Raw genomic sequence first — 20300 nt, forward strand, 5'->3', positions numbered from 1 at the left:
CCCGCTGGCCCAGTGGCTGGTGGGCCTGGTACCGAAAAACCCCTTTGAGGCGCTGGCCGAGGCCAACCTGCTGCAGATCATCCTGGCCGCCGCCCTGGTCGGCGTGGCCGCCCGCCAGCTACCGGAACAGAGCCGGCCGCTGGTCTCGCTGCTGCAGAGCGGCTACGACGTGACCCTCAAGATCCTGTCGATGGTACTCAAGCTCGCCCCCATCGGTGTGTTCGCGCTGATCGCCTCGGTGGTGGCCACCCAGGGGTTCGACCTGCTGTTGAAGCTCGGCCTGTACGTGATCGGCCTGCTGGCGGCCATCGGCGCCATGGCGGTGTTCTATCTGGCCCTGCTGGCGATCACAGGTGCCCGCCCCCTGGCCTACCTGCGCCACTTCGGCGAGGCCCTGAGCTTTGCCCTTGGCACCGCCAGCTCCAACGCCACCCTGCCGATCGCCCTCAACAATGCCCGGGCCTACGGTGCACCACACCAGCTCAGCGCCTTCGCCCTGCCCTTCGGGACCGCCCTCAAACGTGACGGCGCCGCCGTGCTCCAGGGCTTCAATGCGCTCTTCGTGGCGCAGCTTTTCGGCGTCGAGGTGACCCTGACCCTGGCCGCCACCATCTTTACCACCGGCCTGCTGGTATCCTTCTCCACCGCTGGCGTGCCGGGCGCTGGCCTGGTGGCCATGAGCACCGTACTGTCGGCTGCAGGGCTGCCGCTGGAGGGCGTCGCCGTGGTCGCCGGCGTGGACCGCTTCACCGATGGCTTCCGCACCTCTCTGAACGTGATGGGCAATACCGCCAACGCCATGCTGCTGAGCCGTCTGGAGGGCCGCCACCATGCCGCCCACCCAGCCGCCCACCCAGACTCTGGCCAGACAGGCGCCAGCGAGGCAGGCCGCTAGACGATGAATCGACAGGGCCCGGCTGCGCAGGAGAGCCAGGCCCCACCTCGACCAGGTACTGATGATTCAGCGCCATGCTGATAGTCCAACGAGCACGGCCCCGTCACCTGATGACGGGGCCGTGCTCGTTGATGGTGTTGACGCTGAAGGACCGCTGTAGGCGCCACAAGGCGGCGCCGTCAGCAGTGGCGTCAGGAAGCGGTGGCGGGGCCGGTCTCGGCCGGGCGTGCGGGATCGCCGCTCCACTCGCTCCAGGAGCCGACATAGAGCCGCGGGGCCGGCAGACCCGCCAGGCGATAGGCGAGAATGTCATGGCAGGCGGTAACGCCGGAGCCGCAGTAGGCAATCACGCCAGGATCCTGCTGCGACGTCTGGGGCAGTTCTCTTGCTAAAGCCTCCGGCGACTTGAAGCGTCCATTGTCGTCGAGATTGAGGCTACAGGGGCGATTGACCGCACCAGGGATATGCCCGGCTCGGGGGTCCATCGGCTCGACCTCGCCGCGATAGCGCTCACCGGCCCGGGCGTCCACCTTCAGCGCCGCAGTCGACGCCATCTCCTCGAGGACGACGAAACGACTGTCGTCGAATTCGGGTGCCCACTGCGACGGCGCAGGAGGTGCACCCTCCCCCACCTCCCAGTCACCATTGATGCCCTCCCAGGCGGCGAGGCCACCGTCGAGCAGGCGCACCCGCGGGTGGCCGGCCCACTCGCTCAGCATCCACCAGGCCCGTGCCGCCGCCAGCTGGCCGCCGGCATCATCGAGCACCACCACCTCGCGCTCAGGCGCAACGCCCAGCCGCTGAAGGGTCGCGGTGAAGTCGGCGTGGCTCGGCAACGGGTGTCGTCCGCCTGCCTCGGAGCCAACGTCCCTGGGTCCGGACAGGTCACGGTCCAGATCCAGGTGCAGACTGCCGGGAACATGGGCCTGACGCCACAGCGCCGCCCCGGCCTCGTGGTCGTTCAAGCGCACGCGGCAGTCCAAAACCAGCGGCGGGGTGTCGCCGTCAAGCGCGTGTCGCAGGCTATCGGCGTCGATCAAGGGATGGGTCATGACGAACTCCTTCTCATGTCAGAACACTGTCTGGTGGCGCAAGGCTTTATCGCTTCGGAGCCTTATCGTATCGAAGTGCTTTCGCGCGTCTCGACAAGTGGCCCGCGCCCTGATCAGGCGCTCGACAGCCGCTCGATCGGGGCGCGATGGGCGATCAGGCGGCGCTTGCCGGCACGATCGAAGCGCACCTCGATGACCGGATTGGCGGGGTCGCCTTCCACCAAGGCGACCTCACCGTCACCGAAGACGCCGTGGCGAATGCGCTCACCCACCTGGTAATGGCCATTGCCTGGCGCTCGCTCAAGCGCCTTGATCGGCAGCGGCTGCCCCAGGGCATTCAGATAGCGCCCCACCAGTGCCGGCTCGGCGACGCTCACCTCCTCGGGGTCGGCTCCGTCAGCGCATCGGTACAGCGCCCTGGCCACGGCGCTGGCGTCGCGGCAGGCGCTCTCCTGGATAAAGCGGCTGGGACGATGATCGCCACCATCGTGGAGGAGGACCAGACGTTCGATGGCCCGGGTGATGGCCACATAGTAGAGCCTGCGCTCTTCCTCGAGACGCTCGGGGGACAGGGGGTTGTCACGACTGTAGTGGGGAAAGTCCTCTTCATTGACCGCCCCCACCATCACCAGCGGCCACTCCAGGCCCTTGGCGCCATGGACGGTGTTGATCAACACCCCTTCGTCGCGGTTCTGCACCGGGCGCCGCAACAGCTCGATGAAGGTGGCGATGTCGCCGACCTCCCGAGCCTGCTCGATCAGGACATCGAGCAGGCGCACGTCCTCCTCGCCCTTGTCGCGGCGGGAGGCGGCGCGCTTGAGCACCTTTTCCGCCTCGACCTCCGCGACCACGTGCTCGAGCAGCGCGTCGGCGGACAGATGGGCAAGCTTCGGCAGCTCGCACAGCAGTTGCCAGCGACGCTTGAGGGTGCGCTTCTGGTGGGGCTTCAGTCGCGCCAGCAGCGCGTCGCTCGGCCCTGGCCAGGTCTGGGTGTCGGCCAGGCGCTGGACCAGGCTAGCGAGCACTTCACGTGGTACGAAGCAGGTCGGCTGGGCAAACATTGGCATCAGCGCGCCGGGGTCGCGCAGTTTCTCGGGCGACAGCGCCAGCGATAGATAGCCGGCCAGAGCCTCCACCAGCGGCAGGCGAAAGACGAAGCGATCCTCCCGGGCCAGGCGAAAGGGAATGCCCTCGCGCAATAGCGCCAGCTGCATCGGCACCGACAGGGTCCAGCTACGTACCAGCAGACAGGCTTCGTCGAGACGACGGCCGGCTTCCACCCAGCGCTTGAGTCCATCGAGGAAGGCACTGGCGCCCCGTGCCACCTTGAGCTCGGTACGCGGATTGGTGGGCGCCGCCAGACACAGCTGATCCGGGCGACGCGGGTTGCCGGCGATGGCATGATTGGCGGCCAGCGCCAAGGCGTGACCATGGCGAAAGGTGGTCGACAAGGGGTAGTCGGTGGCGGCACCGAAGATCCGGGTAAAGTTCTCGAGCATGGCCTCCGGGTGGGCGCCGCGCCATTCGTAGATGCACTGGTTGGCGTCACCCACCGCCATCACCGAGGCCTGGTCGCCGGCCAGCACCGCCAACAACCGCTGCTGAGCGGCATTGATGTCCTGATACTCGTCGATGATCACGTGGTCGAGGAAGCCCTGAACCCGCTGGCGCAGCGCGGGATCACCTTCGAGTGCCAGCAGCGGTCGATACAGCAGATCCGAATAGGTCATCACGCCGTGATCGGCCAGCAAGGTCTCGAGACACTGGTGGGCGACGACGAAGTGGCGAGTCCCCTCGCCGAGCTCGAGCCGCTCATACAGCAACTGGGGGTCGATCACCTCGGCCTTGACCAGCGAACAGAAGTGAGCGAGTTCCTCGATGCGATCGGGCTCGAGCGCGGCGTCGCGATCCTCGTCGACCTGGGCCAACGCCTCCAGGGTCGCCTGGCGCAGCAGTCGCTCCTGCTGCCAGTCTGCGGTCAGCAGTTCGCGCCGTGGCAGCGCGCCCCAGCGGGTCAGGCTCTGACTCAGGCGATGTCCGAGAGAGTGAAAGGTACGCACCTCCGGCAGTTCCATGCCGGGTTCGGCCATGGCCACCAGACGGCGCTGAAAGTCTTCCCGGGCGGCGCGGTTGAACATCAGCACCATCATGCGCCGGGCGCTGACTCCGTGGGACAGCAGGTGCAGCACCCTGGCCACCAGGGTGGTGGTCTTGCCCGCTCCGGCCACCGCCGCGACCCTGGCGTGGCCTGCCGGGTGGGCGACAACGCAGCGTTGTTCGGGCGTCAGCGCGAGCCGCTCCAATGCAGGTGAAGCCATCAGTGCGCGTCACCCTCCAGGCGTCCCAGCGGCTGCCACACGCCGTCGCTGGTAAGCCCCAGCTCGCCGCGCTCGGTGCACGCTTCGGCCTGCTCGACCAGACGGTAGAAGACGTTACGCCCGAGTCGAGCACTCACGCCATAGGGCAGGCACACCTGGGGCACCTCCTCGCCCGCCGGTGTCGTCGACAGTGATAGTCGATGCTGCTGCCCCAGGGCGATACGCTCGCCGACGTTGGTGGTCAGCCACCAGCGCTTGTCTACGTGGTCTTCTGGCTGGCCTTTTGACTGGCCTTCCAGCCGAGCGTCTGCCTGCTCGGCCTCCAATACCACGAAGGCGCTGTCCTCGACGCTGATCCGCCACTTTTCGATAGGCGTGACCAGGTAGTGGTGGCCGTCGTCCTCCCGTCGCAGGATGCGCGCAAAAAGGCGCACCAGCTCAGGACGCTGGATCGGACTGCCTTCGTGGATCCAGCGCCCGTCCCGGGCGATCACCAGGTCCATCTCGCCGCTCGGTTCGGGCTGCCAGTCAGACAAGGGCGGACGCTCACCAAGCTCGGCGATGCCGTTCAGGATGTGATCGAGTTGCATGGAGGCTACCTCGTCGAGTTATCGCTCAAGGCCCGGCCAACAGACCGGTGCCCGTGCCGACCGGGGCCATGGGCCCTGTTCACAACAAAGCCTGCTTCGCCCTGGTCCACAACGCCCGCTTAGCCCTGGTCCACAAAGCCCGCGTCGCGAAGGGCCTGCTTGAGGTCCTCCGGGGCGGCAGGCTGGGCCTTGGGAAACAGCCGGTAGAAGTTGGCGGTGGTCTGCATCGCCACCTCTTCCACGCTGATTCCTCGCTCGTCGGCGATGCACTGGGCCACGTCGACCACCCAGGCCGGCTCGTTGGGCTTGCCACGGTGCGGCACCGGCGCCAGATAGGGGCTGTCGGTCTCGATCAGCAGACGATCCAGCGGTACTTTTCTGGCCACCTCGCGCAGCGACTCGGCGGTGCGAAAGGTGACGATCCCCGACAAGGAGATATAAAAGCCCAGGCGCACCGCATCCCGCGCCATCTCGAGGTCCTCGGTGAAGCAGTGAAGTACCCCGCCGACCTCGGGATCGCTGTACTGACGAATCAGCGAGAGCGTGTCCTCCCTCGCTTCCCGGGTATGCACCACGATCGGCAGCGACAGCTCGGTGGCGGCCTGCAGATGGCGAGCGAAACGCTCGTGCTGCACCTCGGCGGGAACGCTGTCGTAATGATAGTCCAGTCCCGATTCACCGATGGCCACGGCGCCATGCTCCTTGGCGCAGGCGACAATCTCGGCAACGCCGGGTTCGTGCTCCACCTGATGCAGCGGATGCACCCCGGCGGAGATCACCACATCGTCGTGGGCCTGGCGAATTGCGGCCAGTTCGGGTACGCCGTCGAGGGTCACGCTGATGGCCAGGAACTGCTGGACGCCGCGCTCGCGGGCGGCGTCCAGGGCCCGCGACAGATCGCCGCCATGGGTATCAGGAGAAAGGCGATCGAGATGGCAGTGGGAATCGACGAACATGAAGATCTCTCGGGGCTTGAATACGGATGTCAGGGACGAATACCGGCGACGATGATCAGAGACGCCAGCGAGCCTCCGGGGAGGACGTCTGGGCACACGACGTCGCTCAGGAACGCAACAGGGCCGCCCAGCGGACCAGCCAGGCCTCGAGCACCAGTTGCGGGTTGGGATTGCCGCCTTCACTGAGCAACCGACGCTGCTCACGGGCGTAGTCGAGCAGGCGGAACCAGTCGCGCACCCGGCCATTTTTCACCGCCTGGCGATAGAGCGGTGCCAGGTCGGGGTTTCTGAGGCCTTCAGGCTCGCCGGAAAGGCCCAGGCGAATCAGATCCTCCAGCCAGGCGATACCGTACCACAGGATGGCATCGATGGCCTGGCGGTCCAGCCGGGCCGCCTCGGCCACCGGTTCGGCGCCACGTACCAGGGCGTCGAAGGTCTCGTGCAGCTGTTGACGCAGCGCCCGCGAGCCCGGCTCGGCCAGCTGTCGCGCTGCCAGCGGCAACCCACCGGCGGCTCGAAACCAGAAGCGTGCTTCGTCCTCGGAACCGAGTTCCTTCGACAGCCAGTCCAGGCAGTCTTCGAGTTCCGGCGGCTTGAGCGTCCACTGCTGGCAGCGCGAACGGATCGTCGGCAGCAGGTGGGACGGCATGTCGGAGACCAGCACGAACAGGGTGTCCTGCCCCGGCTCCTCCAGGCTCTTCAGCAGGGCGTTGGACGCGGCCACGTTCATCGCCTCGGCAGGACGGATCTCGATGACCCGGTGCCCACCCTGCTGAGCGGTCTGGGAGACGAAGCCATTGACCTGACGGATCGGGTCGATGCGAATCATCCGCTTGCCCTCCTCCGGCGCCACCCGAAGCAGGTCAGGATGGTAGCCCGAGGCCAGCATATGGCAACTGTGGCACTCACCGCAGGCGGTCTCGCCTGGGCGGGCACACAGGGCGCGGGCAATCAGTGCCTCGGCCAGGGACTGCTTGCCGAGCCCGCGGGGGCCCGACAGCAGCACGGCATGGGGCAGACGACCGGCGTCCATCAGCCGCACCAGTTCGTGCCAGCGCGGCGCCAACCAGGGCATCGGCGGCTGGGCGACGCTACTACTCACGTCCATTGCGCCACCCGCTCGTCCAGTACCCGCGTGATCCGCCGCTGCACCTCTTCGAGGCTGGCGTCAGCGTCGATCCTGACCATCCGCTGCGGTGCCTGCTCGGCCCGGGCCAGGTAGGCCAGGCGCACCCGCTCGAAAAAGTCGCGGCGCTCCTGCTCGAAGCGATCCTTGCGCGTGCCGGTGCGGTCCAGACGACCCGCCAGGCGACGCTCCGCCGCGTCCAGCGGCATGTCCAGCAACAGCGTCAGATCCGGCGTCAGTTCTCCCTGGACCAGACGTTCGAGCTGGACGATGCGCTCGAACGGCAGGCCTCGACCGCCACCCTGGTAGGCAAAGGTGGCGTCGGTGAAGCGGTCGCTGACCACCCAGGCGCCGCGCTCCAGGGCCGGGCGAATACGCTGGGCAAGATGCTGGGCCCGTGCCGCGAACACCAGCAGCAGCTCGGCGTCACTGTCCAGCGGCTCGTCGCTGGACGCCAGCAGCAGTTCGCGAATGGCCTCGGCCCGAGGCGTCCCGCCGGGCTCGCGGGTCTGTACCACCTCGATGCCACGCGCCTCGAGGGCGTCGACCACGAAGGCCAGGTTGGTGGACTTGCCGACGCCTTCTCCGCCCTCCAGGGTAATGAAGCGCCCGCGCGCGCCGGAGGTGGGCTCGGCCGGTTGTGTCTGCGTCATGGATACCACTCCTGGTTCGGGAGACGTCCGCGTCAACGGCGCCGAATATAACGATTGACGGCGTTATTGTGCTCACGCAGCGTGCGGGAGAAGTGGTGGGTGCCATCTCCCTTGGCGACGAAGTACAGGGTGTCGCCCTCCTCCGGGTCGACGGCGGCCTCCAGTGCAGCCCGCCCCGGCAATGCGATCGGGGTCGGCGGCAGGCCATCGATCACGTAGGTGTTGTAGGGGGTGGCTTCGCGCAGGTCGGCCCGAGTGATATTGCCCTCGAAGCGATCGCCCATGCCGTAGATCACCGTTGGATCGGTCTGCAGCCGCATCCCACGCTCCAGGCGGCGCTTGAACACCCCGGCAATCTGACGCCGCTCTTCGGGGGCGCCGGTCTCACGCTCGATCAGCGAGGCCATGATAAGCGCCTCGTACGGCGTATCGATGGGCAGATCCTCGGCGCGATCGGCCCACACCTCCTCGAGCAGGGCCTCCATGCTCTGATTGGCCTGGCGCAAAATCTCCAGATCCTCCACCCCCTTGTGGTAGGTGTAGGTATCGGGGAAGAAGCGCCCCTCCGGATGCTCGCCCTCGTGCCCCAGCGCCGTCATGATCTCGTCGTCGCTCATGTTGGCACTGGCGTGGGCCAGCTTCTCGGCCTCGGCCAGGGCCGCGCGCATCTGCTGGAAGGTCCAGCCCTCGGGAATGGTCACGCTGTAGGTGACCACCTCGGCGCTGGCGAGCTTATCGAGTACCTGCATGCCACTCATGCCTGGCTCCAGCGAGTACTCGCCGACCTTCAGCGACGGCACACGATCTGGCTCCACTCGCGTCAACAGCTTGAAGGCCCAGGCGTCGGCCAGCACACCCTGGGCCTCGAGATCATCCACCACCCGATTGAAACCGGCCCCGGGCGGCACCTCGTAGAGCATCGGTTCATCGAGGGTGATCGGGGCCTGCAGACGCGTCTGCCAATAGTGATAAGCGCCGTAGCCGCCAATAGCGGCAATGACGACAAGAGTGAGCAAGACCTTGAGCGCGGTGCGCATGGAAGTTCCTTAGTCTGGTCGCGCCGGCGCACGGCGCTTGTCTGAAGCGGTCAGAATAGTACGGCAAAGCGGATGCAGGCACCCCGGCTGGAAGCGCCCGGGTGACTCAGTCGGCCCCGGCATACCCCAGCAGGCGGTGGGCTCGGTGCTGAAAGGCGCGATGGACATCACTCAGCTCCCAGCCATGCTGGGGCTGCCCTTCGCTGTCGTCGAGTCGCGCGACCGGCCACACGCCCTGGACGCTGTTGCCAAGCCATAAAGCCTCGCAGGACGAAAGCTCGTCGGCCAGCAACGGCGCCTCCACCACCGCGCCCTGTTCCAGCAAGGCGGCTCGCAGGGTACCTGCCACGCCACACTGATCCAGCGGCGGGGTCGATACCTGTTCGGCGCCCCGGGCGAGAAAGAACACGTTCATGGCGGTGGCTTCGACAAGCTGGCCTCGATCATCCTCGAGAAGCCCCTCGGCGATGTCGGGATCCTGCCACTCCGCTCGTGCCAGCACGTTCTCGAGGCGGGCCAGATGCTTGATCCCTGCCAGCACGGGCTGGCGTGCCAGGCGCAGGCGGCAGCGACGCACCCTGACCCCGGCTGCCCAGCGCTGTTGATCGGGTGCGAAGCTCGACCATATCGCCTCGAGCCTGGGGTCTGAGGACGCCGGCGGCGCGTAGCCCCGCCCACCGCTGCCCCGGGTGTAGACCAGCTTGAGCACACCAAGCCCCGGCCCCGCGCCAGCGAGGGCGGATGCCAGGGCCTCTGTACGGGGCGGGGGCAGGTCGAGCACCCGGCAGCCGTTCAGCAGTCGTGCCAGGTGCTCAGACCACAACAGCGGCGTGCCGTCGCGCACCAGCACCGTCTCGAACAGGCCATCGCCGTAGGCCAGCCCCCGGTCACTCAGGGGCAATGTCGGCTCGGGCGGCCTATTCATCCATCAGGCCTTCTTGAACACCAGGGTGCCATTGGTGCCGCCGAAGCCGAAGGAGTTGGACAGGGTCACGTCGACCTTGGCATCGCGGGCGGTATGCGGCACGTAGTCAAGCACGCACCCTTCCTGGGGATTGTCCAGGTTGATGGTGGGCGGCAGCGCCTGATCACGAATCGCCAGGATGCTGAAGACCGCCTCCACCGCACCGGCGGCACCGAGCAGGTGGCCGATCATCGACTTGGTGGAGCTGACCGCGACGCTTTGGGCGGCGCTGCCCATGACCTTCTCCACCGCCCTGCTCTCGGCCAGGTCACCGGCGGCGGTCGAGGTGCCGTGGGCGTTGATGTAGTCGATCTCGCTGGCGTCGATGCCGGCGTCCTTGATCGCGTTGGCCATGGAGGCCGCCGCGCCGCGACCGTCTTCCGGCGGCAGGGTCATGTGGTAGGCATCATCGCTCATGCCGAAACCGATCAGCTCGGCGTAGATGGTCGCCCCACGTGCCTTGGCGTGTTCGTACTCTTCCAGCACCACCACGCCGGCGCCGTCGGACAGCACGAAGCCGTCGCGATCCTTGTCCCACGGGCGGCTGGCCGCCTGGGGATCGTCATTGCGGGTGGACAGTGCCCGCGCGGCGGAGAAGCCGCCCAGCCCCAACGGTGTGGTCGCCATCTCGGCACCGCCACAGACCATCACGTCGGCGTCGCCGTAAGCGATGGTGCGGGCGCTGTAGCCGATATTGTGGGTACCGGTGGTGCAGGCGGTGGTGATGGCGATATTGGGACCACGGAAGCCGTGCTGAATCGCCAGATTGCCCGAGATCATGTTGATGATGGAGCCGGGCACAAAGAACGGCGAGATACGCCGGGCGCCGCTCTTGTTGAGTGCGTTGTGGTTGTGCTCGATCATCGGCAGCCCACCGATTCCCGAGCCGATGGCCACGCCGATGCGATCGGCATTTTCCTCGGTGCACTCGATACCGGCGTCCTCGATGGCCTGAGCCCCCGCGGCAATACCGTACTGGATGAACAGGTCCATCTTCCTGGCATCCTTGGGGTTCAGGTAGGGGCTGATATCAAAGTCCTTCACCGAACCGCCGAAGCGCGTGTTGAAGCCGCTGACATCGAAGTGCTCGATGGGCGCCACACCGCTCTTGCCGGCCAGGATGCTGTCCCAGCTTTCCTTGACGGTGTTGCCCACCGGTGTGACCAGGCCGAGGCCCGTCACCACTACCCTTCTACGAGACATCAGCTTTCCTCCAGACATCCAAAAAGTTACGGCCCAACTGTGGAGGACCGTCGGTTGCGCGCATTATACCCGAGACACAGGCCGCTGTGCTCCCCCCGGCGCCGAGGCTTTACCGGGAACGCTGGCACAGGACCCTGCCTTCGAGGCCTGGACACGCAAAAGCCGCCCTGGCGAACCAGGACGGCTTCCGCGGGGATTGCATCCCCGCCTTTCAGCAAGCGGCCATCGCCGCCACCGGCAGACTGACTCGGAACACCGAGCCGGTCTTACTGGTTGGCGTTGACGTAGTCGATCGCTTCCTGAACGGTGGTAATCTTCTCGGCTTCTTCATCAGGAATTTCGGTATCGAATTCCTCTTCCAGCGCCATCACCAGCTCAACGGTGTCCAGGGAATCAGCGCCCAGGTCCTCGGTGAAGGAAGAGGAGTTCTGAATATCTTCTTCCTTGACGTTCAGGCGCTCTGCCACAACTTTCTTCACGCGCTCTTCGATGGTGCTCATTTAGACATACTCCAGTCGTTCACGTTAGCCGTTCTGATGACCAGCTGGTTAATTCCGCAAGTAAACTGCGGGGTAGTTTATAGACCCCTTCGGGTCGACGCAACACACGCAGGAAGCGCATTCAGCGCATGTTCATCCCGCCATTGACGTGCAGGGTTTCGCCAGTGATATAGGCTGCGCTATCGCTGGTCAAGAACCCGACCGCCGCGGCGATTTCCTCGGGCTGCCCCAGACGCGCCAGAGGCACCTGCCCCTTGAGCATCGTCTGCTGATCCTCGGACAGCGCCTGGGTCATGTCGGTGGCAATAAAGCCAGGCGCCACGGCGTTGACGGTGATGGCACGGGAGGCCACCTCGCGCGCCAGCGCCCGGGTGAAGCCTTCCATGCCCGCCTTGGCGGCAGCATAGTTGCTTTGGCCGGCGTTGCCCATGGTGGCGACCACCGAACTGACGGATACGATACGGCCCCAACGGGCCTTGCTCATGCCACGCAGGCACGCCTTGCTGAGGCGAAAGACCGACTTGAGGTTGGCGTCGAGTACACCATCCCACTCATCTTCCTTCATTCGCATCAGCAGATTGTCACGGGTGATACCGGCATTGTTGACCAGGATGGTCGGCGCACCAAACTCGTCATTGATCGACTTCAGCAGTGCTTCGACGCTGGTCGGATCGGTGACGTCGAGGCGGCGCCCTGCGCCCTGAAACCCCTGCTCCTTGAGGTCCGCATCGATGCGGTCGGCACCGGCATCGGTGGTGGCGGTGCCGATCACGATGCGACCCTGCCGCCCCAGCTCGTGGGCGATGGCACGGCCGATACCGCGGCTGGCCCCGGTAATCAGGGCGACTCTAGGCTCGGTTGTCATGGTCACTTCCATTGCTTCGTCGTTGTCGCCCGGCACAGCGCCGGGCCAGGAGGCTTTCGATCAGTTGATCTCGCGAGCCAGCTCAAGGGCGGCACTGAGACTGTCGGGATCATTCACCGCCAGTCCGCGACTGCCCCGGGCAATACGCTTGTTGAGGCCGGTGAGGACCTTGCCGGGCCCGCACTCGATGAACACCTCGGCACCGCCGTCGACCATCTTCTCGACGCAGGAGACCCAACGCACCGGCTGGTAGAGCTGCTCGATCAGACGAGTGCGCAGGGTGGCCACATCGGCATGGGCCTGGGCATCGACGTTCTGCACCACGGTATAGCGCGGCGCCTTGAGCTCGATATCACCAAGCGCCTGCTCCAGCCGCTCGGCGGCCGGCCGCATCAGGTCACAGTGGGAAGGCACCGATACCGGCAACGGCATCGCGCGCTTGGCCCCGGCCTCCTGACAGGCGGCGATGGCACGATCCACGGCGGCCTTGCTGCCGGCGATCACCACCTGCCCGGGAGCATTGTAGTTGACAGCAGAGACCACGTCCCCGTCGGCCGCCTTGGCGCAGGCCTGCTCGACGGCCGCGTCGTCCAGACCAAGAATCGCCGCCATGGCGCCCTGCCCGGCCGGCACGGCCTGCTGCATGGCTTCGCCGCGCAGGCGAACCAGACGGACCCCTTCCGCAAAGGAAAGCGCGCCGGCGCACACCATGGCGCTGTATTCGCCGAGACTATGGCCGGCCATGGCACCGGGGCGCGGGCCCTCGAGTTCCTGCCACACGCGCCAGATCGCCACGCTGGAGGCCAACAGTGCCGGCTGGGTGCAGGCGGTGGCATTGAGCGCCTCCGCAGGACCCTCCTGGACCACCTGCCACAGGTCGTAACCCAGAGCCTCCGAGGCCTCCTCGAAGGTCGTCCTCACCACGCTGTAGCGTTCGGCCAGATCGCGCAGCATGCCGACCTGTTGCGACCCCTGCCCAGGGAAGATAAGGGCAAGCGGTTGAGTCATCTTGATCACCTATAGCTCTTGTTGGCCATCATCCATATCCACACTGCCCCCTGACAAGGGACCGGAAGATGGACGACGATGGTCGAGCTCGGCCTCCAGCCGGCTCGGCAAGTCACGGCTGACCTCCTGGGAGGCGCGCTTCAGGGCGTAGTAAAAACCCTGAGCGTCACAGCTGCCATGACTCTTTATCACAATACCCGCCAGCCCCAGCAGGCTGGCGCCGTTGTAGCGAACCGGATCCAGTTCACTCTTCAATCGTCTGAGCGCCGGACGGGCCAGCATCCCCACCAGCCGACTCCCCCAGTGCGCCTCGAAGGTCGCCTGGACGCGACCGACCAGCATCTTGGCCAGGCCCTCGCTGGCCTTGAGCAGCACATTGCCGACAAAGCCGTCACAGACCACGACGTCCGCCTGACCGGCAAACACGCCATCGCCCTCGATAAAGCCAAGATAGTCGATCCCGGCCACCTGGCGCAGTGCCGCATCGGCCTGCTGTACCGCCAGGGAGCCCTTGGTCGACTCCACCCCAACGTTGAGCAGGGCAATCCGTGGAGCCGCCAGACCGTCGACGTGGCGCGCCATGATATCGCCCATCAGGGCGAAGTCCACCAGGCGCTCCGCCGACACATCCACATTGGCACCCAGATCAAGCAAATAGCAGCGTCCGTCGCCTCGCGTCGGAATCGCCGTACTGATGGCCGGGCGCGGCACGCCCGGCACCATGCCAAGGGCGCGGCGCGACAGCGCCATCAAGGCGCCAGTATTGCCGGAACTGACGCCGACATCGGCCTCACCCGCCGCCACACAGTCAAGCATGCGAGCCATGCTTGAAGCATGGCCTCGGCGCAGCGCCTGAGAGGCGCGCATATCGGCGGGAATGATATCGGGTGCGTCACACAGGTGCAGATGCGACGCCGCCGCGGCCAGAGGCCGCGGCAGGCGTGAAATCTCGTCATCCAGCAGGCCCGCAGGGCCAAACAGCTGAATGTCGAGCTGCGGGTCCTCGATGACTGCCCTGGCCGCCCCCGCCACGGTGGCGCGGGGACCCTTGTCCCCGCCCATGGCATCTACGGCAATCCGCATCCCGGCGGCCAGGCGCTATCGAGGCGTCGTCAACTTATACGTCGACGACCTTGCGACCGCGATAGAAACCGTCCGGGGAGACGTGGTGACGCAGGTGAGTGGTACCGGTCTCCTTGTCCTGGGACAGGGTCGGTGCACTCAGGGCGTCGTGGCTACGACGCATGCCGCGCTTGGAACGGGTCTTACGGTTCTGCTGAACTGCCATGGGAAATCACTCCACAAAAAATCGATCAGGTATCGGTGTTGCCCTTGAGGCGCTTGAGCACGTCAAAGGGACTGCCAGAGGGCGCTTCCGAGACTTCGGCATCCGCCCCGCTGCTCAGCTGGTCGCGCGAGACAGGACACTCTGACTCGTCGTGGTAGACCACCTGGGGCAGACTGAGGATAAGTTCATCCTCGACCACGCCCAGCAGGTCCAGCTGTTCATTCTCCACCAGCACCGGTTCATGGGTGCTCGGCAGATCGGCGGCCAGGTCGTCACTGCTGACGAGCCCGAGCAGGAAGTCGCTCGTGACATGTTGGGCCATGGGCTCGAGGCAGCGGCGACACGGCAGCTGCAGATCGGCCTCCAGGCGCCCCCGGATCACCCGACGCCCCTGAGCGTCGATGGCGAATTCCAGCCAGGCGCTGGCATCGCCCTGTTGAGCGCCGACCTCTTCGGTCAGGCGACTCATGTCGGCCAGCGCCACCAGGCCTTCGAGGTGTTCGGCTTGGGCGGCGAGCTTGTAGGGCTCGACCCGGCCGGGCAATCGTGAGGTCAACATAGGCGCGCAATGATAGGCACTCGCTCCGCCCCTGTCAAAGCCCTGTGCTCAATAGGTTACCATGTCCCGGAATCCGCTCGAACCCGGCGAGCACAACCTGCCCATAGCGGGCCTCCCCGACACGACTCCACACACGACAAGGAAAGACGCATGACCCCACTGGTGCTTGCCTCCAGCTCACCCTGGCGCCGCGAACTGCTTGAACGGCTGGGCCTGCCCTTCTCCTGGGCGAGCCCGGACATCGACGAGACCCGGCGCACGGACGAGACGCCCACATCACTGGTGCAGCGGCTGTCGCTGACCAAGGCCGAAGCGCTGGCCGACGCCTACTCGCGCCACCTGATCATCGGCTCCGACCAGGTAGCCCTGTTCGACGACCAGATCCTGGGCAAGCCCCACACCCAGGAGCGCGCCTGCGCACAACTGCGAGCCTTCTCGGGGCAGCGGGTGCGTTTTGTCACCGGACTGGCGCTGCTCGACACCGCCGAGCATCGCCATTGGGTCGGCTACCAGCACTATGACGTGGTCTTTCGCCGCCTCACCGACACCGAGATCAGCACCTACGTCGCCCGCGAGCAGCCGCTTCAGTGCGCTGGCAGCTTTCGCATGGAGGGCCTCGGCATCACCCTGTTCGAGCGCCTGGAGGGTGACGACCCGAACAGTCTGATCGGCCTCCCTCTGATTCTGCTGTGCCGGTGGCTGCGCGAGGCTGGCGCCGACCCCCTGGCGGCATCCGCCACCGATGTCGCGAACGGCGATCAGGGCAACTGATAACGCACCGGCGATGACGCCTGGGGCAGCCCCACCCACTGGGCCACGCCCACACCGAAGCGCCGAGCCAGGCGGTCGAAGGGGTCCTGGGATGGGGTGTAGTCCTTGATTCGCGGCTGGTCGAGCCATTCATGGGCCTCTTCGTCCAGGGTACCCAGGCGATCCACCAGGCCCAGCTCCAGCGCCTGCTCTCCGGTCCAGATCAGGCCGCTGAAGATCCGGGGATCATCGGCCAGGCGATCACCGCGCCCTGCCTTGACCGCATCGATGAACTGCTGATGGGTCGTATCCAGCACCTCTTGCCAGAACGCCTGCTGTTCGGGACGCATCTCGGAGAAGGGATCGAGAAAGGCCTTGTTGTCGCCTGCGGTGAAGACGCGCCGCTCCACACCCAGCTCATCGATGGCCCCTTCCAGCCCGAAGCCGGCGTAGATGACGCCGATAGAGCCGACCAGACTGGACGGCGCAGCGACAATCTCGTCCGCCGCAGACGCCATGTAATAGGCGCCGCTGGCCCCCAGGTCCTCGACCACCGCGACGATCGGCTTGTCGCCGCGCTCGCGCAGGGCCATCACCGCCTTGTAGACCCGCTGGGACTGCACCGGACTGCCGCCCGGACTGTTGATATGCAATACCACCGCGGCGCTATTGGGCGACTCCCAGGCGGCTTCGATACCTTCGATCAGGCGCTCGGCGTTGGCCGGCGACTCGCTATCGATCACACCGTCGACCTTGACCACCCCAAGATGCCTGGCCTGCTCTCGCTCATCGCCAGGCACCATCAGCAGTGCAAAGCCCACCAGCGCCGCCACTCCCAGCAGCAGCGCCAACCAGGCGAAACGAAAGAACAGCTTCCAGCGCCGACTGCGCCGCTGCTCGACCAGTACGCTCTGGATCCAGCGGTCCATGCTCTCGATCTGGGCAAGGCGCTGGCGCTCCCGCAATACTTCGGCGCTGTCGCCGGACGATTCAGCCGGCCCGCTGCCGCCGGACGATCCAACCGGCCCGCTGCCGCCGGACGATTCAGCCGGCCCGCTGCCACCGCCCGATCCAACCGGCCCGTTGCCGCCGGACGATTCAGCCGACCCGCTGCCACCGCTCTTGTCCGGCCCACTACCGCCGGCAGCCGCCGCTCCCTTGCCGCTGGAAGACGACATCTCCCCCTGGGTCCAGGGGTCATCCTTGGGGGTATCCGACATCCCACCACTCCTTGCAAGCCTGGCGACAACCAGGAATAGAAAACGATTTGCCAGACGATCGACGCGATTCAGCCAGCCAGGTGATCCAGCACCTGATCGAAGCGATCCGCCACCAGCAGCGGCTCACTGCGCGACAGCCGCTGCACATCGTGCACACCATACGAGACGGCGATGCGCGGCATGCCGATGGCACGCGCCATTTCCATATCGTACTCGGTATCGCCGATCATGACGGCGCGGGAGGCGTCGACGCCGCACTCTTCGAGCAGCTCGACCAGCATCAGGGGATCCGGCTTGGAACGCGTCTCGTCGGCGGTACGACTGGCACGAAAGAAGCGACCGGTGTCGCTCTGGCGGAAGATACGATCGAGCCCGCGACGGCTCTTGCCGGTGGCCACGGCCAGCGCCGAGGTCGAGGCCAGCGAGGCCAGCCCCGCCTCGACGCCGGGGTAGAAGGTGACCGGGGTGGCATCACCCTCGACGAAGTGCCAGGCATAGCGTGCCTTCAAACGCTCGGCCTGCTCCGGCTGGATACCCGGACACAGTGTGGCGATGGCTTCCGGCAGACCGAGACCGATGATATCGCGAATCTCGCCCTCCCCCAGCTCGCCCCACTCGGCCTCGCGGCCAGCCGCCTGCATGCAGGATACGATCCGGGCGATGGAATCCATCAGGGTGCCATCCCAGTCAAAGATGGTCAGGTCATAGCGCAAGAGACAACTCCTCGAGAGACGACGGCGTCCACGCCATCGCCCATGGATAAATGCCTCTTCCCCGATGATGGGTCACTCAAGCACGCAGGCCGGCTCGGCGCAGCATCAGAGAACCAGACGCCACCACTAGCAGTGACAGCGGCATGCGCCCGCCAGGGCTAGTCGGCCAGCCGAGTCACCACCCTGGCCTTGCCCTCCAGCGTCAGATGCACCGGACACAGGTCAGCGATGGCCAAGAGCTTGTCGCGGGCCTCCTGGTCGAGATCCCCCGTCAGGAAAAGGACACGTTCGAAGTGGTCGATTTTGCCACTGGTCGCCTCGCACTCGCCACAATCCTTGGCGTGAATCTTGTCATGGGAGACGTCCACGGTGACATCATCGAGCGGAAGCTTCTTGCGCCTGGCGTAGCTGCGCACGGTCATCGCCGTGCAGGAGCCGAGCGCCGCCGCCAGCAACTGGTACGGCGTAAAACCGAGATTGGTCCCACCGTAGGAAAGCGGCTCGTCGGCCTGCAGGTGGTGCGCACCCGCGACCACATCCTGACGAAAGCCTGCAGGATCGGCTTCGGATACTCGGGTGACGCCTTCAGGCGCTCCCGCGGGGGGCTTCGGCGCCTCCAGGCCCAGATAGCGCGACGCCCAGCCGACGATGACCTCGGCGGCGTACTCGGCGTCCTGGGGCCGGGTCAGCAGATGATCGGCGTCATCCAGCGAAACAAAGCTTCTGGGATGACGGGCGGCGGTGAAGATGGCCGAGGCGTTTTCGATCTCCACCGTTTCGTCGTTAGGCGCGTGCAGCACCAGCAGCGGACGCCCCAGGTTCTCGATGCGCTCGTGCTGACGCTGACTCTGGAGATCCTCGATAAAGGCCTTGCGGATGGTAAAGGGACGACCCGCCAGGACCAGCTCGGCCTCCCCTTCGCGTTCGATGACGTCGAGGTTCGAGCCGAAGTTATGCACCACATGAGCCGGGTCGTAAGGCGCCCCGACGGTGGCCACCGCCTTGACCCCGGGCAGTCGCTCGGCGGCGGCGATCACCGCCGCGCCGCCCAGCGAATGACCGACCAGCAGAGACGGCGACAGCCCACGCCCCTCGAGATGCTTGGCGGCGGCCACCAGGTCATCGACGTTGGAGCTGAAATGGGTATTGGCGAACTCACCCTCGGAATGACCAAGACCGGTGAAATCGAAGCGCAATACCGCCACGCCCCGCGACACCAGTCGTGCGGCGATACGCTTGGCGGCGAGGATATCCTTGGTACAGGTAAAGCAATGGGCGAAGATCGCCACCGCCTGGGGCTCACCCACCTCCGGCCGGTCGAACCTCGCCGCCAGCTGGTTGCCGTCGTGACCGGGAAACTGTTCTCTTTCGCTGATGACACGCATGACCGTCCTACCCTCCGAAGACTCATGGGCGCATCGCCGGCACAAACCGCCGATGCCTTACCTGAATCCTTGGCCGAGGACGATCGTTTGGCAACCTGGCTCGCCTGCCCGGCGCGGGCTCACCACGTCCGCCAGACACAGCGATTCACCCACACTTGCTCATTTAGCGCACTGTAATTTCAGTCTTTCTTGCCACAAGGCCGGCACCAGGCAAGGCCGCCGGCGACATCTTTCACTGTCGCCGCCGAGCCTTGTCGAGCACAGTTTCCAGGGCATCGTCGAGGGGAGCGCGAATCTGCACCGGCCGCTGACTGGTCGGCTCGGGGAAGGTCAGCGAGGCAGCATGCAGAAACAGGCGATCCAGCCCCAGTTCGCGACCGAGGCGAGCGCCCTCTCGGGTACCGTACTTGTCGTCGCCCAACAGCACGTGTCCGGCGTGGGCAGCGTGGACGCGAATCTGATGGGTACGCCCGGTGATCGGCTCCGCCTCCACCAGGGTTGCACCGGCAAAGGTCTCACGCACACCAAAGCGGGTCCGAGCCACCTTGCCCTGCGGATCGACCCTGACTCGACGCTCGCCGTTGCCGGCATCGTAGCGATCCAGGCGGGCACTGACGAAATCCCGACGGGCTGGCCAGCGGCCTGCCACCAGCGCCAGATACTGCTTGTTCATCTTGTGCTGCTTGAGTGACTGGTTCAGCGCAAGCAGCGCCGGCCGGGACTTGGCCAGCAGCAGACACCCTGAGGTATCCCGATCCAGCCGATGCACCAGCTCCAGGAAGTCCAGGTCCTCGCGCACCTGCCGCAGCGCCTCGATCAGTCCGATCTTGACACCACTGCCGCCGTGCACCGCCAGTCCCGACGGCTTGTTCAAGACCATCCAGTCTGGCCCTTCCAGCAGCACGCTGCCGGCCAGCAGATTACGCAGATTATCGCTGACCTCGCGCACTGCCTCCTGCGGTGCCAGCTTGAGCGGGGGAATACGCACCAGATCGCCAAGCGCCAGACGGGTATCCGCCTTGACCCGCTTCTTGTTCACGCGCACCTCACCCTTGCGCACGATGCGATACACCAGCGAACGGGGGGCGCCCTTGAGGCGACTCATCAGAAAATTGTCGACGCGCTGGCCGACCTGGCCTTCGGTCACTTCCACCCACTGCACTTCACGCCCTTCGGCCACGCTGTCACCCCACTCGAAACCCGCAATAAAGCGCCATT

21 protein-coding genes are annotated in these 20300 nt (G+C 66.0%); 2 read left to right on the top strand and 19 right to left on the bottom strand.

Annotated elements, in window-relative coordinates:
- Positions 1 to 895 (top strand): dicarboxylate/amino acid:cation symporter (locus NH448_RS00005; RefSeq protein ID WP_253028297.1); only part of this gene is annotated, 895 nt, incomplete at its 5' end.
- Positions 896 to 1086: 191 nt separating this feature from the next.
- Here the strand turns inward: NH448_RS00005 and NH448_RS00010 are convergent.
- The 15 genes from NH448_RS00010 to NH448_RS00080 form a co-directional block, all read right to left on the bottom strand.
- Positions 1087 to 1947, bottom strand: a complete 861-nt coding sequence (locus NH448_RS00010) for a sulfurtransferase (protein WP_253028298.1) — start codon at positions 1945 to 1947, stop codon at positions 1087 to 1089.
- 113 nt (positions 1948 to 2060) lie between these two features.
- The gene (locus NH448_RS00015; RefSeq protein WP_253028299.1) at positions 2061 to 4265 is read right to left on the bottom strand and encodes an ATP-dependent helicase; all 2205 of its coding nucleotides are present in this window, start codon (positions 4263 to 4265) and stop codon (positions 2061 to 2063) included.
- The gene (locus NH448_RS00020; protein WP_253028300.1) at positions 4265 to 4855 is read right to left on the bottom strand and encodes a DUF1285 domain-containing protein; all 591 of its coding nucleotides are present in this window, start codon (positions 4853 to 4855) and stop codon (positions 4265 to 4267) included. Before NH448_RS00020 ends, NH448_RS00015 begins: the two co-directional genes overlap by 1 nt.
- Positions 4856 to 4974: 119 nt before the next feature.
- Positions 4975 to 5811: a TatD family hydrolase gene (locus tag NH448_RS00025; RefSeq protein ID WP_108132686.1), complete on the bottom strand. Its 837-nt coding sequence runs from the start codon at positions 5809 to 5811 to the stop codon at positions 4975 to 4977.
- Positions 5812 to 5917: 106 nt separating this feature from the next.
- Entirely contained in the window at positions 5918 to 6886 is a 969-nt protein-coding gene (locus tag NH448_RS00030) for a DNA polymerase III subunit delta' (RefSeq protein WP_045993433.1), read from the bottom strand.
- 23 nt (positions 6887 to 6909) lie between these two features.
- Positions 6910 to 7590, bottom strand: coding sequence for a dTMP kinase (tmk, locus tag NH448_RS00035; RefSeq protein WP_108132684.1), 681 nt, complete (start codon positions 7588 to 7590; stop codon positions 6910 to 6912).
- Positions 7591 to 7622: 32 nt separating this feature from the next.
- Entirely contained in the window at positions 7623 to 8627 is a 1005-nt protein-coding gene (gene mltG, locus NH448_RS00040; RefSeq protein WP_253028301.1) for an endolytic transglycosylase MltG, read from the bottom strand.
- Positions 8628 to 8733: 106 nt separating this feature from the next.
- Positions 8734 to 9552: an aminodeoxychorismate lyase gene (pabC, locus tag NH448_RS00045; RefSeq protein ID WP_253028302.1), complete on the bottom strand. Its 819-nt coding sequence runs from the start codon at positions 9550 to 9552 to the stop codon at positions 8734 to 8736.
- A 3-nt stretch (positions 9553 to 9555) separates the two neighbouring features.
- Entirely contained in the window at positions 9556 to 10794 is a 1239-nt protein-coding gene (gene fabF / locus NH448_RS00050) for a beta-ketoacyl-ACP synthase II (protein WP_045993406.1), read from the bottom strand.
- 266 nt (positions 10795 to 11060) lie between these two features.
- Positions 11061 to 11294 (bottom strand): acyl carrier protein, encoded by a 234-nt coding sequence (gene acpP, locus NH448_RS00055; RefSeq protein ID WP_021820799.1) that lies wholly within the window; start codon positions 11292 to 11294, stop codon positions 11061 to 11063.
- Between the two features lie 121 nt (positions 11295 to 11415).
- Positions 11416 to 12159 carry a 3-oxoacyl-ACP reductase FabG gene (gene fabG, locus NH448_RS00060; RefSeq protein WP_045993432.1) on the bottom strand — a complete coding sequence of 248 codons (744 nt, stop codon included), beginning with the start codon at positions 12157 to 12159 and terminating at the stop codon, positions 11416 to 11418.
- 60 nt (positions 12160 to 12219) lie between these two features.
- Entirely contained in the window at positions 12220 to 13167 is a 948-nt protein-coding gene (fabD, locus tag NH448_RS00065) for an ACP S-malonyltransferase (protein WP_045993431.1), read from the bottom strand.
- A 9-nt stretch (positions 13168 to 13176) separates the two neighbouring features.
- Positions 13177 to 14250, bottom strand: a complete 1074-nt coding sequence (gene plsX / locus NH448_RS00070; protein WP_083970469.1) for a phosphate acyltransferase PlsX — start codon at positions 14248 to 14250, stop codon at positions 13177 to 13179.
- Between the two features lie 34 nt (positions 14251 to 14284).
- Entirely contained in the window at positions 14285 to 14455 is a 171-nt protein-coding gene (rpmF, locus tag NH448_RS00075) for a 50S ribosomal protein L32 (RefSeq protein WP_010627954.1), read from the bottom strand.
- Between the two features lie 25 nt (positions 14456 to 14480).
- The gene (locus tag NH448_RS00080; RefSeq protein WP_045993405.1) at positions 14481 to 15014 is read right to left on the bottom strand and encodes a YceD family protein; all 534 of its coding nucleotides are present in this window, start codon (positions 15012 to 15014) and stop codon (positions 14481 to 14483) included.
- A 150-nt stretch (positions 15015 to 15164) separates the two neighbouring features.
- Between NH448_RS00080 and NH448_RS00085 the strand changes: the two genes are divergently transcribed.
- On the top strand, positions 15165 to 15785 hold the full coding sequence (locus NH448_RS00085) for a nucleoside triphosphate pyrophosphatase (RefSeq protein ID WP_045993404.1): 621 nt from the start codon (positions 15165 to 15167) through the stop codon (positions 15783 to 15785).
- Here NH448_RS00085 and sppA read toward each other — a convergent pair.
- The 4 genes from sppA to NH448_RS00105 all read right to left on the bottom strand — a co-directional run bounded on the left by sppA (position 15773) and on the right by NH448_RS00105 (position 20262).
- On the bottom strand, positions 15773 to 16984 hold the full coding sequence (gene sppA / locus NH448_RS00090) for a signal peptide peptidase SppA (RefSeq protein WP_253028303.1): 1212 nt from the start codon (positions 16982 to 16984) through the stop codon (positions 15773 to 15775). The two genes, NH448_RS00085 and sppA, sit on opposite strands and share 13 nt — an antisense overlap.
- Positions 16985 to 17052: 68 nt before the next feature.
- The gene (locus NH448_RS00095) at positions 17053 to 17697 is read right to left on the bottom strand and encodes an HAD-IA family hydrolase (protein ID WP_253028304.1); all 645 of its coding nucleotides are present in this window, start codon (positions 17695 to 17697) and stop codon (positions 17053 to 17055) included.
- 158 nt (positions 17698 to 17855) lie between these two features.
- Positions 17856 to 19082, bottom strand: coding sequence for a bifunctional alpha/beta hydrolase/OsmC family protein (locus NH448_RS00100; RefSeq protein WP_253028305.1), 1227 nt, complete (start codon positions 19080 to 19082; stop codon positions 17856 to 17858).
- 232 nt (positions 19083 to 19314) lie between these two features.
- A complete protein-coding gene (locus NH448_RS00105) occupies positions 19315 to 20262 on the bottom strand; it encodes an RluA family pseudouridine synthase (protein ID WP_045993400.1) in 948 nt (315 codons plus the stop codon).
- Between the last annotated feature and the right edge of the window lie 38 nt (positions 20263 to 20300).

It is taken from the genome of Halomonas sp. OfavH-34-E (assembly GCF_024124525.1).
Taxonomy (GTDB): Bacteria; Pseudomonadota; Gammaproteobacteria; order Pseudomonadales; family Halomonadaceae; genus Halomonas; species Halomonas litopenaei.

What these genes read in the sequence shown, in the direction of transcription:
- NH448_RS00100 (WP_253028305.1), bottom strand. Translation starts at nt 19,082, where the DNA reads ATGCGTGTCATCAGCGAAAGAGAACAGTTTCCCGGTCACGACGGCAAC.
- NH448_RS00030 (WP_045993433.1), bottom strand. Translation starts at nt 6,886, where the DNA reads ATGCCCTGGTTGGCGCCGCGCTGGCACGAACTGGTGCGGCTGATGGAC.
- acpP (WP_021820799.1), bottom strand. Translation starts at nt 11,294, where the DNA reads ATGAGCACCATCGAAGAGCGCGTGAAGAAAGTTGTGGCAGAGCGCCTG.
- mltG (WP_253028301.1), bottom strand. Translation starts at nt 8,627, where the DNA reads ATGCGCACCGCGCTCAAGGTCTTGCTCACTCTTGTCGTCATTGCCGCT.
- NH448_RS00015 (WP_253028299.1), bottom strand. Translation starts at nt 4,265, where the DNA reads ATGGCTTCACCTGCATTGGAGCGGCTCGCGCTGACGCCCGAACAACGC.
- fabD (WP_045993431.1), bottom strand. Translation starts at nt 13,167, where the DNA reads ATGACTCAACCGCTTGCCCTTATCTTCCCTGGGCAGGGGTCGCAACAG.
- plsX (WP_083970469.1), bottom strand. Translation starts at nt 14,250, where the DNA reads ATGCGGATTGCCGTAGATGCCATGGGCGGGGACAAGGGTCCCCGCGCC.
- NH448_RS00020 (WP_253028300.1), bottom strand. Translation starts at nt 4,855, where the DNA reads ATGCAACTCGATCACATCCTGAACGGCATCGCCGAGCTTGGTGAGCGT.
- fabG (WP_045993432.1), bottom strand. Translation starts at nt 12,159, where the DNA reads ATGACAACCGAGCCTAGAGTCGCCCTGATTACCGGGGCCAGCCGCGGT.
- fabF (WP_045993406.1), bottom strand. Translation starts at nt 10,794, where the DNA reads ATGTCTCGTAGAAGGGTAGTGGTGACGGGCCTCGGCCTGGTCACACCG.
- NH448_RS00080 (WP_045993405.1), bottom strand. Translation starts at nt 15,014, where the DNA reads ATGTTGACCTCACGATTGCCCGGCCGGGTCGAGCCCTACAAGCTCGCC.
- sppA (WP_253028303.1), bottom strand. Translation starts at nt 16,984, where the DNA reads ATGTCGGATACCCCCAAGGATGACCCCTGGACCCAGGGGGAGATGTCG.
- NH448_RS00025 (WP_108132686.1), bottom strand. Translation starts at nt 5,811, where the DNA reads ATGTTCGTCGATTCCCACTGCCATCTCGATCGCCTTTCTCCTGATACC.
- pabC (WP_253028302.1), bottom strand. Translation starts at nt 9,552, where the DNA reads ATGAATAGGCCGCCCGAGCCGACATTGCCCCTGAGTGACCGGGGGCTG.
- NH448_RS00085 (WP_045993404.1), top strand. Translation starts at nt 15,165, where the DNA reads ATGACCCCACTGGTGCTTGCCTCCAGCTCACCCTGGCGCCGCGAACTG.
- tmk (WP_108132684.1), bottom strand. Translation starts at nt 7,590, where the DNA reads ATGACGCAGACACAACCGGCCGAGCCCACCTCCGGCGCGCGCGGGCGC.
- rpmF (WP_010627954.1), bottom strand. Translation starts at nt 14,455, where the DNA reads ATGGCAGTTCAGCAGAACCGTAAGACCCGTTCCAAGCGCGGCATGCGT.
- NH448_RS00010 (WP_253028298.1), bottom strand. Translation starts at nt 1,947, where the DNA reads ATGACCCATCCCTTGATCGACGCCGATAGCCTGCGACACGCGCTTGAC.